This window comes from Myxococcus sp. RHSTA-1-4, assembly GCF_020037125.1.
In the GTDB taxonomy this organism is placed as follows: Bacteria; Myxococcota; Myxococcia; order Myxococcales; family Myxococcaceae; genus Myxococcus.
Map to the genome: position 1 here is coordinate 73,959 of NZ_JAIQDG010000036.1, position 13,914 is coordinate 87,872.

At 71.2% G+C, this 13,914-nt stretch carries 13 protein-coding genes and 1 pseudogene; 6 read left to right on the plus strand and 8 right to left on the minus strand.

The features are described from left to right. Positions 1-313 precede the first annotated feature (313 nt). Positions 314-1,111 carry an ABC transporter permease gene (locus K8638_RS35970; RefSeq protein ID WP_223759242.1) on the minus strand — a complete coding sequence of 266 codons (798 nt, stop codon included), beginning with the start codon at positions 1,109-1,111 and terminating at the stop codon, positions 314-316. Continuing rightward, entirely contained in the window at positions 1,108-1,869 is a 762-nt protein-coding gene (locus tag K8638_RS35975; RefSeq protein ID WP_223759243.1) for an ABC transporter ATP-binding protein, read from the minus strand. Before K8638_RS35975 ends, K8638_RS35970 begins: the two co-directional genes overlap by 4 nt. Before the next feature lie 204 nt (positions 1,870-2,073). Here K8638_RS35975 and K8638_RS35980 point away from each other — a divergent pair, with 204 nt between their 5' ends. Further along, positions 2,074-3,657: a glycosyltransferase family 39 protein gene (locus K8638_RS35980; protein WP_223759244.1), complete on the plus strand. Its 1,584-nt coding sequence runs from the start codon at positions 2,074-2,076 to the stop codon at positions 3,655-3,657. A 20-nt stretch (positions 3,658-3,677) separates the two neighbouring features. Here the strand turns inward: K8638_RS35980 and ruvX are convergent, their stop codons facing one another. Further along, positions 3,678-4,136, minus strand: a complete 459-nt coding sequence (gene ruvX / locus K8638_RS35985) for a Holliday junction resolvase RuvX (protein ID WP_223759245.1) — start codon at positions 4,134-4,136, stop codon at positions 3,678-3,680. A gap of 205 nt (positions 4,137-4,341) precedes the next feature. On the opposite strand from ruvX, the gene K8638_RS35990 reads away from it, so the two are divergent. Then, positions 4,342-5,907: a hypothetical protein gene (locus tag K8638_RS35990; RefSeq protein ID WP_223759246.1), complete on the plus strand. Its 1,566-nt coding sequence runs from the start codon at positions 4,342-4,344 to the stop codon at positions 5,905-5,907. Positions 5,908-5,913: 6 nt separating this feature from the next. Then, positions 5,914-6,435: a tetratricopeptide repeat protein gene (locus K8638_RS35995; protein ID WP_223759247.1), complete on the plus strand. Its 522-nt coding sequence runs from the start codon at positions 5,914-5,916 to the stop codon at positions 6,433-6,435. 124 nt (positions 6,436-6,559) lie between these two features. Here K8638_RS35995 and K8638_RS36000 read toward each other — a convergent pair whose 3' ends face one another. The 4 genes from K8638_RS36000 to K8638_RS36015 form a co-directional block, all read right to left on the minus strand. After that, positions 6,560-7,756 carry a M48 family metalloprotease gene (locus tag K8638_RS36000; protein WP_223759248.1) on the minus strand — a complete coding sequence of 399 codons (1,197 nt, stop codon included), beginning with the start codon at positions 7,754-7,756 and terminating at the stop codon, positions 6,560-6,562. A gap of 54 nt (positions 7,757-7,810) precedes the next feature. Next, positions 7,811-8,977 carry a tetratricopeptide repeat protein gene (locus K8638_RS36005; protein ID WP_223759269.1) on the minus strand — a complete coding sequence of 389 codons (1,167 nt, stop codon included), beginning with the start codon at positions 8,975-8,977 and terminating at the stop codon, positions 7,811-7,813. A 199-nt stretch (positions 8,978-9,176) separates the two neighbouring features. Beyond that, positions 9,177-10,292: an ArsA-related P-loop ATPase gene (locus K8638_RS36010; protein ID WP_223759249.1), complete on the minus strand. Its 1,116-nt coding sequence runs from the start codon at positions 10,290-10,292 to the stop codon at positions 9,177-9,179. Further along, complete coding sequence (locus tag K8638_RS36015; protein ID WP_223759250.1) at positions 10,289-11,203, minus strand: ArsA family ATPase; 915 nt, start codon at positions 11,201-11,203, stop codon at positions 10,289-10,291. The genes K8638_RS36010 and K8638_RS36015 overlap by 4 nt, the downstream gene beginning before the upstream one ends. A gap of 168 nt (positions 11,204-11,371) precedes the next feature. Here K8638_RS36015 and K8638_RS36020 point away from each other — a divergent pair, with 168 nt between their 5' ends. Beyond that, positions 11,372-11,680 (plus strand): hypothetical protein, encoded by a 309-nt coding sequence (locus tag K8638_RS36020; RefSeq protein WP_223759251.1) that lies wholly within the window; start codon positions 11,372-11,374, stop codon positions 11,678-11,680. Positions 11,681-11,714: 34 nt separating this feature from the next. Continuing rightward, the gene (locus tag K8638_RS36025) at positions 11,715-12,518 is read left to right on the plus strand and encodes a ParA family protein (protein ID WP_223759252.1); all 804 of its coding nucleotides are present in this window, start codon (positions 11,715-11,717) and stop codon (positions 12,516-12,518) included. Here the strand turns inward: K8638_RS36025 and K8638_RS36030 are convergent, their stop codons facing one another. Beyond that, positions 12,519-13,184 carry a polyhydroxyalkanoate synthesis regulator DNA-binding domain-containing protein gene (locus K8638_RS36030; RefSeq protein WP_223759253.1) on the minus strand — a complete coding sequence of 222 codons (666 nt, stop codon included), beginning with the start codon at positions 13,182-13,184 and terminating at the stop codon, positions 12,519-12,521. It lies immediately after the preceding gene. 169 nt (positions 13,185-13,353) lie between these two features. Between K8638_RS36030 and K8638_RS45410 the strand changes: the two are divergent. Continuing rightward, positions 13,354-13,452 (plus strand): annotated as a pseudogene (locus K8638_RS45410) (zinc-ribbon domain-containing protein); the annotation flags it as partial. Between the last annotated feature and the right edge of the window lie 462 nt (positions 13,453-13,914).

The window sequence follows — 13,914 nt, forward strand, 5'->3', positions numbered from 1 at the left end:
GCGGAAGAGCCGCGCCGACAGGGGGCCAGAATGGTGAACCTGGAGGGCTGGAATGCCATTCCACACCCACCCCGCCGAGGTCCCAGGCACAAACAGCCCTGCTGCCCCTTCGGGACCCCGCCGCGGAGTGGGACCGCGCGTTACGCTCGTGTCGGGGGTTGGACGCCGTAAGGGCGCACCCCCTCCACGGGGTGAAAAGGCACCTTGATTATAAGGTGCCTTGCCCACGAGGGTAGGGCACCCCCCCGCGCGAGGGGGGTATTGAACGCCCGGGAGGTGGTTTCCCGAGCGCCCGCCGAGGCCGCACGGTGACCTAGCTGTGGGGCAGCGTCCCCGTTCGTTCCACATGTCGGCGAGCGGCCTGCACCGCCCAGGCGGCGAGCGGCCAGAGGACCGCGCTGAAGGCCAGCAGGGCGCCCCAGGTGGGTAGGAGTCGCTCCAGGCCGGCGCCTTCCAGGGCCGCGGCGCGCAGGCCGTGCAGCGCGTGGGTGGCGGGTAGCAGGCGGGCGACCAGGCGCAGCGTCCCGGGCAGCACGTCCACCGGATAGAGCACACCGGCGAACAGATAGCTGAGCATGTCCAGGGCGTAGGCGAACGGGTCTCCGCGCTTGAAGACGAGGACGAAGGCGGCGGACAGAAGGCCGAGCGCGCTGAAGGCGAGCACGCTGAGGGCGAGCGTGACGGCGAAGGTGAGCGGGTGGAGGTCGAGCCGGGCGCCGAAGAAGAGCGTGCCGGCCACGAGCAGGCCGCAGGCGCGCAGGAGGGAGCCGGCCACCGTCCCGGAGGCCATCAGCGCGACGACGTGGAAGGTGGACAGGGGCGCGGCGAGCAGGGGCTCCAGCGAGCCGTCGTTCTGCGCGGCTCGCACGGTGTTTCCGAAGCCGCGTTGCAGGCCACGCAGGAGCGTGGCCGTGGCGAGCCCCACCAGCGCGAAGGAGTAGTAGTCCGCCCCGTACCGGCCGCGCACCGCGGGGGCTTCTCCCACGGTGCGGGCGAGGAAGTAGAAGAGCGTCAGGGTGAACAGCCCGCCCGCCACCAGGAGCAGTCCGTTGAGCCGGTAGGCGGTGGCGATTTCGAAGTCGCGCCGGAGGAAGGCGAGCAGGCGCCTCATGTGTCCTCCTCCGCGACGGCGGCGAAGACGGACTCGGCGGCGGGCTGGACGTCCGCGAAGGTGCCCTGGGCGGCGATGCGCCCGGCGTCGAGGAGCAGGACGCGGTGGGCCACGGCCTGGACCTCCGCCAGGTCATGGCTGGCGAAGAGGACGGCGGCGCCGCGCGAGGCCGCGTCCGCCAGCACACGCGTGCGCACGCGGCGGGCGGCGCCCGGGTCCAGCGAGCGCGTCACCTCGTCCAGGAGGAGGACGCGCGGGCGGTGGAGCAGGGTGCGCATCAGCACCACGCGCGCCTTCTCCCCGCTGGAGAGGGTGCGCGTCTCTCGGTCCAGCAGGCGCCGTGCCTCCAGCGTGTGGGCCAGCTCGTCGATGCGCGCGTCCACCTCGCGCGGGGGGACGTCGTAGAGCGCGGCGTAGAAGCGCAGGTTCTGCCGGGACGTGAGGCGTGGGGCGAGCCCCCGGTCATCGCTGAGCGCGGCGCCCACATGGCGGCGGACCTCCGGCCGGTCCTTCACCACGTCGCGCGAGGCCACCCGGGCGGTGCCGGCGTCGGGGAGCAGCAGGCCGCAGAGGATGCGCAGCAGGGTGGACTTGCCGGCGCCGTTGGGGCCGATGAGGGCCACCACCTCGCCGGCGTCCACGTGGAAGGAGACGCCGCGCAGGGCCGGGCGGGACGGGGCCGCGCGGCGGCGCAGGCGTGCCCACACGCCGGGCGGCGGGTACGTCTTCTCCAGGGCGGCGACCTCGACCTCCGGCATGGGCGGCCATTGGAGCCGAAATCGCGCACGGTGTCTGCGCTGGTGGGGGCCCGGGGCGGGCCGGAACTCCCGCATAGGAGGAGAATGGTTGCTGTCCCAGGCAGGGCGGGCTTCGCGGTGGGTGAAGCCCGGGAAGCCCGCCGAGCAGGGAGGCGGGGACGCTTGCTTGGATTTGGGCCCCGCCTGCGTATCCTGCCGCGCGTCATGGCGACTGCCCCCACCCCCCTGTCCGCTCCGCCGTCCCCCGTGCCTGGCCTCACGGCGGTGCCCACCCCCGCACCCGAGCCGAGTACCCGGCTGCTCATCGGCCTGTTGCTGGTGGCCGCGCTGGTTCCGCGCCTGCTGGTGTTCACCGTCAACGAGAACCTCTACGGCGACGCGGTGGTGCGCACGGAGCTGGCGGAGCGCTGGCTGAGAGACCCGCACGTGATTACGGCGTACGGAGACGGCGCCTACCAGTTCGGCCCGCTGCACATGTACCTGGTGGGCGCGGCGCTGACGGTGATGGACCGCGAGGTGGCGGGCCGCGCGGTGAGCCTGCTGTTCGGCGTGCTGTCGGTGGTGCCGCTGTTCGCGCTGACGCGGAGGCTGTTCGGCTGGCGCGCGGGCGTGGTGGCCGGGCTGTCCTTCGCCGCGTGGGGCATGCACATGCAGTTCGCCACCACGGCGGGCAGCGAGGCGGTGTCGCTCTTCTTCATGCTGGCCGCCTTCGCGCTGTACGCGGAAGGCGTGGACGAGAACCGCTTCGCGCCCCTGTTCCAGGCGGCGCTGATGCTCAACCTCGCCTGCGCGCTGCGCTACGACGCGTGGATGTACATCCCGCTGCTCACCCTGGCGCTGGTCTTCAGCAGCGAGGACAAGGTGGCGGCGTTGACGCGGGCGGTGGGCTTCGGGCTGGCGTGCCTGCCGTTCCCCCTGCTGTGGATGCAGGGCAACGAGTTGATGCACGGGGACCCGTTCTTCCCGGTGAAGGTGGTGGAGGACTTCCACCGGAGCTGGGTGTTGTCGTCGGCGGGCTCGGGCGCGGCCATCGGCTGGCGCCTGCAGCAGCTCGGCTTCTGGCCCGGCATCGCGCTGCTGACGCTCTCTCCCGGCGTGGCGGTGCTGGGCATGGTGGGCATGGTGAAGGCGTGGCGCACGCGCCCGGACACGCGCTGGCTGGTGGTCATGGCGGTGGTGCCCGCGGCGTATTTCACCTTCCGCGCGGTGGTGCTGCTGACCTTCGTGCCGCTGGGGCGCTTCACCGTGAATCAAATCGCCGTGCTGCCGGTCTTCGTGGCGCTGGGCTTCACCGCGCTGGTGGGCGCGCGAGGCGCCGGTGTGCGCAAGGCGCTGGCGGGTGTGGCGGCGGTGCTCGCGGTGGCCGTGCCGGTGGCCATGGGCCTCTACACCTTCCGCGCCGAGGGGCGCCTCCAGAACTCGCTGCGCCCGGTGAGCCCCACCTCCACCAACCCGGTGGCGGTGATGAAGGTGGCGGACTTCGTGAAGGAGCAGGTGGCCAGCAAGGGCGGGGCGGTGGCCATCGACGACGACCCGGACTACATGGACCTGCAGATCGCCTTCTTCTCCGGACTGCCCGAGGAGCGGATCGCGCGCGTGCGCTGGGACACCTTCCGCAAGCGGCTGCAGGAGGCCCGACCGGAGGTCCTGGTGCGCTTCGAGCAGGGCTCGCTGGTGAAGGACCCCGGCGTGAAGCTGGAAGGCCGCACCCTGGTGCTGGACGGCATCACCTACGAGGAGCTGGATGGCTTCTCGGCGCCGCTGCACGTGTACCGGCGCCGGCCGTAGCGTACGTAGCGCCCGGGGGCTCAGGCCTCCGGGTCGTAGTCGTCGTCCGCGTGGAATTCGGAGTCCCGCGGGCGGTGGGCGTCCAGCCAGCCCTGGAGGATGAACTGCGCGGCCACCTGGTCGATGACCTCGCGGCGGCGCGCGCGGCTCACGTCCGCCTCGAGCAGGGTGCGCGTGGCGGCCACGGTGGACAGCCGTTCGTCCCAGAGCTCCACCGGGAGTCCCAGGGTGGTGCCCAGCGTCTCCGCGAACTTGCGCGAGGCCTCCGCGCGGGGGCCCTCGCTGCCATCCATGTTCAGCGGCAGGCCCAGCACCACCCGGCTCACCTCGTGCTCGTGGACGATGTCGGCGAGCGCCGCGAGGTCCGCCTTGAGTGAGGTGCGCCGCACCGTGGTGACGCCCTGGGCCGTGAGCCCCAGTGCGTCCGAGACGGCTACTCCGATGGTCTTGGTGCCCAGATCCAGGCCCATGGTCCGCATTGCGGCGGGACTCTAGCCGCAATCCCCCGGCGTGGACCGAACCGTCCGCGGATGGGGACGTGCGCTCGACTGGGGGGCGGGCCAACCCGTGGATTTTCCTGGAGGTGGAGTGGGGCACACGGCGGCACCGCCGCTGCAATCCGGACTGTCCGTCCGAAGGACGACAGCGCGGCTGCCACTCCAACCCCGCCGCGCGGGAGGGCTCATGCTCGACTTCCTCAAAGGTGCCGCCAACCTGCTGGCGGGTCCCATGTCTTCCGTGGTGGACGTCGCCGGCAACGCGCTGGGACTGCCACCACTCATCACCAACGCCGTCAAGACCGCCGCGGGAGCCGCGACGGGCAACGTCATGATGGCGGCCAGCGGCGCCATGGGCGTGGCGCAGGAGCTGACGAAGAACCCGCCCGCGAAGACGGAGTACCGCCCGGCCCACGCGGGAGGCGGCTCCAAGGTGGGGGAGGGTTATGCGTCGCCCTCCTCGTCCATCCTGGCCCCGGGCGCCAGTCCGCTGGACCCGAAGATGGCCGACTACGCGGACGCGCTGAAGGTGCTGGAGGCGAACTTCGACCAGCTGGACCTGGTGGACGGGAAGAAGAGCGGCCGCCTGTCGAAGGGGGACCTGGAGAGCATCTCCGGGGACACCCAGCTGTCGCCGCAGCTTCGCAACGCGGCCCGCTTCCTCGTGGAGAACAAGGGGCTGTTCGAGCGCCTCGACAACTTCGGGCCGAACGGCAAGGGCCTCCTCACCGGCATGCTGGGCGCGTTTCGCAACCTCGACAGCTTCAGCCTGGCCGACCTTCGTGGCGAGCTGAGCCGGGTGGAGGGGGAGTTCGCCCGGTATGGCCGGCCCGGGGTTCCGGGGACGGGCGGTCCGCCGTGCACGGGCACGACGCCGGGGACGGGGACGACGCCCGGAACGGGCACGGGGACGACGCCGGGAACGGGCACGGGCACGACGCCTGGGACGGGCACGGGGACGACGCCTGGAACCGGGACGGGCACGACGCCCGGGACGGGCACGGGGACGACGCCGGGGACGGGCTCGACGACGGGGACGACGCCCGGGCGCTCGACGGACTCGCTGGACCCGAACTTCCGTGAGTACCGCGAGGCGCTGTCGGTGCTGAGCCAGAACTGGGACACCTTCGACTCGGCGGTGGGCTCGCGGGACAACGTGATGACGCGGAACAACCTGGAAGCCATCCTGGACAACCCGGCGGCCTCGTCGACGCTGAAGAAGGCCGCGCAGTTCTTCAAGGACCACCCCGAGTACTTCGACCGGCTGGAGATGGCGGCGGGCGTGGACGGGCGGGACGGGAAGGTGGGGCGGCCGGACGTGACGGCGGCGCTGCAGAACGCGGACTCGGTGCTGGGCTCCTCGGGGACGCAGTCCTCCTCGGGCTCGGGAACGGGCGGGAGCCGGCCGGTGGGTGGCGGCGGCGCGAGCGTGCGGAACATCCTCGACAACCCCAACATGAGCGTCGAGGACAAGATTCAAGCCATCCTGATGTCCATCACCCAGGACACGGACGACGAAATCCTCGGTGTGATGGGCGACATGGCGAGCGCTCGCGACCAGCGGGCCACGCTGGGCAACAGCGAGGGGGACAAGAAGAAGGCGGCGAAGCTGGAGACCAGCATGCAGGAGCTGGAGCTGCGCCTTCAGAAGCTGATGGAGAAGCGCAAGTCCATGTTCGAGCTGATGAGCAACATGTCCTCGAAGTTCCACGAGATGGCGAAGACGGCCATCTCCAACCTGCGGAGCGCGTGAGCCGACATGGGACGCGTCATCAAGCACGAAGGAGCGGCGGCCATGCAGATGCAGAGCGGAGCGGTGCAGCGGTTGAAGGCGTTCGCGCGGGGCGAGGCGACGTGGGCGGAGGTGGAGGGGATGACCTTCGAGGAGGCGAAGGCCATTGCCCAGGTGGGGTGTGACCTGGCGGCGGCCGGCCGGCTGGAGGAGGCGCGCATCCTCTTCGAGGGGCTGGTGGAGGGGAACCCGAAGGACTCGGCGGCGCGGGCGGCGCTGGGCACCGTGTACCAGAAGCTCGGGAAGCTGGAGGAGGCCATGGCCGAGTACAGCGCCGCGCTGGAGCGCGAGCCCGGCAACCCGGTGGCGCTGGCGAACCGCGGGGAGCTGTACCTGCGCAGGGGAGAGCGGCAGGGCTTCACCGACCTGGCCAACGCGGTGGAGGCGGACCCGCATGGCGAGACGGCGGCGGGGCGCAGGGCCCGGGCGCTGGTGAAGGCCATCACCCTGATGGCGGTGGAGAAGCTGAAGGAGGACGCGCAGCCGTAGGCGGATGCGGCGGGGGAGTCGTGCCACCGGTACGACGGGGAGCGGACCGGTGGCGGCTGTCGGCGGGTGGGCTCGGGAGGGGAGGGGAGGAGGGGCGAGGGAGCCCACCTGCCGGCCGCTTTTTTCACGGAGGCGGCGGAAGCGCGGCGAGCCGCTCGCCGATGGGCGGGTGGCTCATGCCCCGGAGGACGACCCAGCGGGGCGGCTCGGGGTCCATCTTGTTCACGCGGGCGGCCTTCACCAGCATCCGGCGGAAGGACTCCACGTCCCCGGTGAGGCGCAGGGCGTAGCGGTCCGCCTCGCGCTCGCGCTCACGGGAGAAGGCGCTGGCGATGGGGCCTCCCACGAGGAAGACGCCGAAGAGGAGCAGCGAGATGAGCGGCAGGGTGCGGATGTCCGCGAAGCGCGTGGTGCCGAACCAGCCCCGGGCGGCGGACACTCGCAGCAGCCGGTCGATGGCGAAGAGCAGGGCCAGCAGCGCGAGCGAGGAGGCGATGCGGCCGGGCCACTTCGACTCGTGGACGTGGCCGGCCTCGTGGGCCACGGCGGCCACGACTTCGTCCTCGGAGAACTCCTTGAGGATGACGTCGTTGAGGACGATGGTGCGCGTGGGGCCCTGGCCGGCGAAGTACGCCTGGACGCGGCGCGAGGCGACGGATGTCTCCTCCACCTTCATGTCGGCGAAGGAGATGCCGGCCTGCTCCATCAGCCCCGTCAGCCGGGTGCGCAGGGAGCCTGCGGGCAGGGGCTTCTGCTCGAAGTAGAGGAGGTCGCGGTACGGGTCCAGGGCCGAGGACACGAGCATGAGCAGGGCCACGGGCACGCCCAGCACCAGCCACCAGCGCCGCACGCGGCGGGCCAGCCCGTACAGGCCGAGGACGAGCGCGGTGAGGCTGAAGGCCGTCACGGCGTGGCTCTTGAGCATGTCCCACGCATAGGCGCCCGGCGTGTAGTTGGACAGGCCGTGCCGGTGCTCGAGCGTGTAGTTGAACCAGGTGTCCACCGGCGTGTAGACGAGCCGGGCGAACAGGTCCGTGAGGAGCGCGAAGAGCACCGCGGCACCCCACCCGGGCTCACCCCACAGCCGGTCCATGGCGCGGAAGAAGGCGCGGCTGACGGGGGCCGTGCGCAGGAAGCCGAGCCTCCGCTCCAGTCCGGCGGCGGCCGAGGTGGCCGCATGGTGGAAGGGCTGGACGAGCACCCCGAGCTGCAGCGCCAGCAGGGCCAGCCGCGCGAAGGGCTCCACCGCCGCCCGGATGTAGTAGGGCAGGTGGTAGGCGTGAATCTCCGCGAGTTGCTCGGGAGTGAAGAGGGGCTCCATGGGGAGCCCCAAGGCTACGCCGCGCGGCCTCGGGTGCCCAGGCCGGCCCCGCCCTCAGGAGTGGGGCTCTCCGTCCGTGCCCTCCGTGCCGGACGGGGCCGGGGTGGGCTCGCCCTCCGCGTCCGCCAGCAGCAGGGCCTTCATCCTGGCGAGGCTCTCGCGGGTGCGGTCCACGAAGGCGCTCTGCGAGCCGATGCGCTCGGCCGTCTCCAGGGTGCGCTCGTAGATGTTGATGGACTTGGTGATGAGCACGCGAATCTTCTTGCGCAGCTCCTGGCGGTAGACCTGGGCCTCCTCGGCGTTCAGCTCCGACGGGGCGGGCGAGTTCACCATGTGCTCGTAGAGATTCTCGTACAGGGCGCCAATCTGCGCGCCCGCGGCGGTGGCCCAATAGCCGTTGCCCACGCGGATGGAGCGCAGGTAGTGGCCCTGCGCGGACAGGAGCAGCTCCGCCTTGTAGTTGAGGTCCTCGGCGAGCTTGTCGGTGCCCTTCGCCGGGTCCAGCTTCACGTTCTCGTAGTGGAGCCGGTAGATTTCCCCGACGAAGAAGTGCGCCTGGGCGGGGAAGTAGTCGTCCACCTCGTCCTTGTCGGTGAGCGCGTCGTAGGTGGAGAGCGCCTTGCGCAGCGTCTTCTCCGCCTCCTCGCCGCGGCCGGCCTCGAGCTGGCAGATGCCCTGCTGCACCTGGGCCTCCAGGCGGCGGTTGACGGGCAGGTCCTCCCGCGCGGCGATGACGCCGAGCAGGGTGTAGGCCTCGTCGTAGCGCTCCAGGTGGTACTGCGTCTCCGCCACGCGGAAGGCGGCGTCGAGCGCGTCGCCCTGGCCCTTCGCCGGGTCCGCCAGCTCGGAGAAGCGGTGCCCGGCCTCCTCCCATTCCTTGAGGCGCTGGTGGGCGAGGCCCGCGTTGTAGAGGGCCGCGCGACGGTGGCGGCTGTCCGGGTGGAAGTCCGCGAGCCGGCCGAAGTAGCGCGCCGCCTGCCGGAAGTCGTTGGCCGCGAAGGCCGAGGTGCCGCCCGCGAAGAGCTCCTCGTCGTTGAGCTTGTCCAGCTCCAGGTCCGCCGTCACCGTCACCGGGTCGAACTGGATTTCCTGCTTCGGAGCCGTGCCCTGGCCGTCGGCCCGGGCCGCCGAGCCCGTCGTCCGGCAGCCCGTCACCGCCAGCCCCAGCGCCGCGACCCACCACCACCGCCTGACCGACATGTGCGCCCGCTGTCTGCCCATCACGAGAAGCGTCCTCCTGGACCGGAGCACCCCCGGCCACCCTCCCGGACACCACCGGGCCCCGGGGAGTTCCCACCCTCCGTGGTGGGCACACCCAGCTTAATCCGCCCCCACCGGCCGCGCTTCCCCGGCCGCCTGCTTCCTGGGCGGGAGGACGGTAGGGGTGAAGAAGTCCGGGCGGCGTGTGCCGCGCCGCCCCTCAGCCGAGGGTGTCGTCGCCCAGCAGGTAGCGGCCGGTGCGCCACAGGGCGGTGATGTCGTGCACGTCCAGGTCGAAGCGCGGCACCTGGATGATGGGGACGCCCGGGCAGGCGGCCTGGAGCTGGGAGATGCCGGCCGCGTCCTGCTCGGCCAGGACCTGGAGCTCGCGCAGCGTCTCCTCCACCTTGGCGCGGCGGGTGGGCGTCAGCGTGGCCGCGTCCGTCCACAGCGCCTCGGCGGGCATGGGGTGCACGCGGTTGACCACCAGCGACACCACCTCCATGCGGTGCTGCTTCAGCACGGAGTGGAAGTGGATGGCCTCGTCCATGCGCTCGGGGTGGGGGCTCGTCACCAGCACGAAGCCGGTGGACGGGTCCTCCATGAGCTGCCGCACGCCCCGGGCGCGCTCGCGGAAGCCCTCGTTCATGGAGGAGATGGAGAGCATGAAGTTGGACAGCTCCTGCAGCATCTCCGTGCCGGTGAACTTCGCCAGCGCCCGCAGGACGTAGCCGCTGCGGTTGAACAGCGACAGGCCGAGCTTGCCCGCCTTCAGCGCCGGGGCGAGCAGCCACTTCGCGGCCTCGTTGTCCAGGAAGTCCAGCACCCGGTTGGGCGCGTCCAGGAAGTCCAGCGCGTGCGCGGTGGGCGGCGTGTCCAGGACGATGAGGTCGTGGGCGTCACGGCGGCGCAGCTCCCACAACTTCTCCATGGAGATGTACTCCTGGCTGCCCGCCAGGGCCGTGGAGAGCGACTGGTAGAAGCGGTTGGAGAGGATGCGCTCGCGCTGGTCCGGCGGGGCGACGCGGGTGATGAGGTCGTCCCACGTCTGCTTCATGTCCAGCATCATCGCGTACAGCGGCGCGCGGGCCTGGATGCCCAGCGGCTCCAGCGCGGTGGCCGGCACCTGGGTCTCCGTGTTGCCCAGCCCGGTGAGGCCCAGGGAGTTGGCCAGCCGCTTCGCCGGGTCGATGGTGCACACCAGGCTGGTGCGGCCGTCCACCGAGGCGCGCAGGCCCAGCGCGGCCGCCGCCGTCGTCTTGCCCACGCCGCCCGAGCCCACGCAGATGAGGACGCGCTTGCCCGACAGCGCGGAAGCCAGGGCCGTCTTGCTCACGTCTCCCCCGTGACCAGCGGTTCGAGATGGCCCATGACCTGTTCAATCGCGTCGCGGTCGAACGCGGGGGTGAACAGCCGGGGCACGGTATAGACGGGGGCGTGCAGGTTGCGCTCCAGCTTGGTGCCGGCGAGCACCGCCTGGGCCGCCCTGTCATGGTGCGTCCTGGCCACGTGGTGCAGCTCCGGGTGTCCCGCGAGCGCTTCCAGGTCCGCCTCCGTGAAGCGCTCCGGGAAGGCCTGGTTGAGCACCGCCGCGTGCGTGCGGATGTTCACCTTGTCCCGCAGCGCCGCGTGCAGCTCCAGCGCCTCGTTCACCGGCATCTCCTCCGGCAGCGCCACCAGCACCGCCGCCGTCACCGCCGGGTCCACCAGCAGGTCGCGCATCTTCAGCGCCTCGCGCGACATGGGCCCCGGGGGCACCGTCTGCACCAGCACCTGCGGCACGCTGAGGAAGGAGATGGCATGGCCGGTGGCCGGCGCGTCCATGACGATGGTGTCGAAGCGGGGGCGCCCGTCCGGCCCCGTCTCCTGCAGGTGGTACATGATCTTCCCGAGCAGCACGAGCTCCTGCAGGGAAGGGATGAAGCGCAGGAAGTAGCGCACCAGCCGGTTCTCGAAGACCGTCTTGTAGAGGGTCTCGAAGCGCAGAACCATGAGGCCGTACTCGCGCATGGCCTCCTGGGGGCGCACGTCCACCGCCCAGAGGTTGTCCTCCAGCAGGGTGACTTCCGGGCCGGCGGCGGGGCGCTCCAGGAAGCGGCTGACGCGCTCCTGGGTGTTCACCTCGCAGACCAGCGTCTTGCGTCCCGCGCGCGCGGAGGCGAGGGCAAGGGCCGCGGCAACGGTGCTCTTGCCCACTCCGCCCTTGCCGGAGACGATCCACAGGCGCTTGTCGAGAAGTCCGGCCATAAAAGAGAGCGGCGAACCGTAGGAATCGTAACTCCCGGAGTCAACGCGTTTGGCCTCGGGAGTTGCGCTGCTTGACACGTCGCGTTGGCTCCTCCCAGAGTGCGGCGTCTTTTTCCTGACTTCCCGAAGGCCGACCTACCGGCCTCGCGCGCGAGGACGCGCTTTCCCATGCTCAAGAACAACCCGGTGATGAAGAAGCTCGTGGAGACGGGCGAGGAGCGGATTGGCAAGCTGGCGCAGCAGCTGTTGTCCAACGAGAAGTTCGTGGCGGCGGTGCAGATGCTGGTGGCGCGCTCGCTGGCGGCGAAGGGGACGATGGACAGCGCGCTGCGCACGGCGCTGTCGGCCATGAACCTGCCGTCCACGGCGGACCTGGAGCAGCTGCGCTCGAAGGTGGACGACCTGGAGCGGATGCTAGCGTCCGTCGAGGGCAAGGTGGACACGCTGGTGGCGGCGAAGACGCAGCCGAAGAAGTAGCCCGCCTCGCGGGGGGCGACAGGAGGGCCGGGCCATGCGGCGCATCGCGTTCATCAACGAGAAGGGCGGCACGTGCAAGACGACGCTGGCGGTGAACACCGCCGCGTGGCTGGCGCGGGAGCGGGGCCTGCGCGTGCTGCTGGTGGACCTGGACACCCAGGGCCACGCGGGCAAGGCGCTGGGGGTGGACGTGCGCACGTTGCCGCGCAACGTCTTCCACCTGCTGACGGACGAGGCGGTGCGCTTCGAGGACGTCGTCCAGCGCTCGGCGGTGGCCGGCCTGGACGTGGTGCCGGCCTACAAGGAGATGGCGGACTTCCCGGTGGTGGTGGCCGGGGACGCGCGCCGGGCGCACCGGCTGGCGGAGCGGCTGCGGCCGGCGGAAAGCGCGGGCTACGACGCCCTCGTCTTCGACGCGCCCCCGTCCATGGGCCTCACCACGCGCAACATCCTCGTGGCCTCCACGGAGGTGGTGGTGCCGGTGGCGCTGACGTACCTGGCGCTGGACGGCTGCGCGGAGGTGGCGGACACGGTGAGGCAGGTGGGGGAGGCGGAAGGGCGGCCGGACCTGCGCGTCACCAAGGTGGTGCCCACGCTGTACCGGAAGACGGCGCTGGCCACCGCGATTCTCGAGCGGCTGAAGGCCTACTTCCCGGACGCGCTGGCGGCCACGCCGCTGGGCTACGACGTGAAGGTGGACGAGGCCCAGAGCCACGGGAAGACCATCTGGGAGTATGCGCCGAAGAGCCGGGGCGCCCAGATGCTGGCGGCCATCGCCGCCGAGCTCCACGGCGAGCCCGCCCCCCGGAAGAGGAGGCGGGCGCCGGAGGTGGCGTAGCTACTGCTTCTTCTGCTGCTCGTACTGCTCGAGCTTCTTCTCCAGCTCCTCCAGCCGCTGGGTGAGCGACGCCATGTCGCGGCCCAGGGCGGGGAGGTTGCCGGTGAGGTTCTCGACGACGTGCTTCACGCGCTCGTCAATCTTCCGCTGCCAGTCCTCGAAGGCGCGCTGGCTGGCCTTGAGCAGGTCGCCAGGGTTGAGGCCGGCGCTCTGCGCGGCGGGCTCGGAGGCGGCGGGGGCCTCGGGGGGGGAGGCTGGCTCCTCCTCGGGCGTGCCGGCCTTGCCGCCCTCGTCGCGGCGCAGGAGCTTGTCGAGGCGGGACTCGGCTTCCTCGCGGATGGAGGCCACGCGCGGCGTGACTTCCTTCTGGATGAAGCCGGAGATGGACTCGCCGGGGTGGCGGATGATTTCCCGCAGCACCGACAGCGGCATCTGGTTCTTCTTCTTCTCCTCCTCGAAGATGATCTGCGCGAGCGTGACGGAGGTCAGGTCCTCTTTGGTACGATTGTCGACAATTCGTACCTCGGTCCCTTCCTTGATCATCGCGGCGATCTCATCGAGGGTGACGTACCGGCTCTCCACGGTGTCGTAGAGCTTCCGGTTCGTGTACCGCTTGATGATCTTGGGCTCCTTGCCCGGAGCGCCTGCTTGCTCGGCCTCGCTCATGTGTCTCTCCGCCCCTTTTGTTGGGCTCGACTCCAAGCCACGTGCCCCGCCTGAGTCTCGCAGGGGCGAACCTCGTAGCAGAGGGGTTGGAACCGAGCAAGCTACGACAGCCCGGCTCGCAGTGTCCGCTTCCTATCTCTATACTCGCTGTCCCAGCCGGGCCTGCTGAATGATCGTCAAGTGTGAGCGGTGCCAGACGCGGTTCAAGATCCCCGACGAGAAGGTGACCGAGAAGGGGGTCAAGGTCCGCTGTACCAAATGTCAGAACACCTTCCGGGTGGCCCGTGAGGCCGCCCCGGCCGACGGGGGCATGGCGCCCGCTCCCGCTCCGGGCGGGGAGGCGGACCCCTTCGCCCGCTTCGGCGCCGCCTCGGACCCCCAGGGGGCGGAGATTACGAAGCCCGGGTTCTTCGCCCAGGGCGTGGAGGCCAGCCGGCCCCCACCCGCTGGCCCGCCCCCGGCAATGCCCTGGAACAGCGTGGATGGGGACCTGGACACGGGGGCGGGTGTGTTCCACGAGCCGACCCGTGTGGGACCGATACCGCTGCCCCCCGCGGCGCGCCCTTCGGCCAATCCGTTCGACCTGTCCGCGCCGGAGGCCCCGGGTGGGGTACCCGCGTTGGGGGGTGGAGGGGCGGTTCCGCTTCCGGGGGCCTCGGGGGCTCGGGCGGGGGTTGGCGCCGCGGGGCCGGCGATGTCCGCCCCCGCTCCGGTGACCCTGTTCGGTCCG

Excerpts from the sequence above, each read along its gene's own strand:
- K8638_RS35970 (WP_223759242.1), bottom strand. The coding sequence starts at position 1,111 with ATGAGGCGCCTGCTCGCCTTCCTCCGGCGCGACTTCGAAATCGCCACC.
- K8638_RS35975 (WP_223759243.1), bottom strand. The coding sequence starts at position 1,869 with ATGCCGGAGGTCGAGGTCGCCGCCCTGGAGAAGACGTACCCGCCGCCC.
- K8638_RS35980 (WP_223759244.1), top strand. The coding sequence starts at position 2,074 with ATGGCGACTGCCCCCACCCCCCTGTCCGCTCCGCCGTCCCCCGTGCCT.
- ruvX (WP_223759245.1), bottom strand. The coding sequence starts at position 4,136 with ATGCGGACCATGGGCCTGGATCTGGGCACCAAGACCATCGGAGTAGCC.
- K8638_RS35990 (WP_223759246.1), top strand. The coding sequence starts at position 4,342 with ATGCTCGACTTCCTCAAAGGTGCCGCCAACCTGCTGGCGGGTCCCATG.
- K8638_RS35995 (WP_223759247.1), top strand. The coding sequence starts at position 5,914 with ATGGGACGCGTCATCAAGCACGAAGGAGCGGCGGCCATGCAGATGCAG.
- K8638_RS36000 (WP_223759248.1), bottom strand. The coding sequence starts at position 7,756 with ATGGAGCCCCTCTTCACTCCCGAGCAACTCGCGGAGATTCACGCCTAC.
- K8638_RS36005 (WP_223759269.1), bottom strand. The coding sequence starts at position 8,977 with ATGGGCAGACAGCGGGCGCACATGTCGGTCAGGCGGTGGTGGTGGGTC.
- K8638_RS36015 (WP_223759250.1), bottom strand. The coding sequence starts at position 11,203 with ATGGCCGGACTTCTCGACAAGCGCCTGTGGATCGTCTCCGGCAAGGGC.
- K8638_RS36020 (WP_223759251.1), top strand. The coding sequence starts at position 11,372 with ATGCTCAAGAACAACCCGGTGATGAAGAAGCTCGTGGAGACGGGCGAG.
- K8638_RS36025 (WP_223759252.1), top strand. The coding sequence starts at position 11,715 with ATGCGGCGCATCGCGTTCATCAACGAGAAGGGCGGCACGTGCAAGACG.
- K8638_RS36030 (WP_223759253.1), bottom strand. The coding sequence starts at position 13,184 with ATGAGCGAGGCCGAGCAAGCAGGCGCTCCGGGCAAGGAGCCCAAGATC.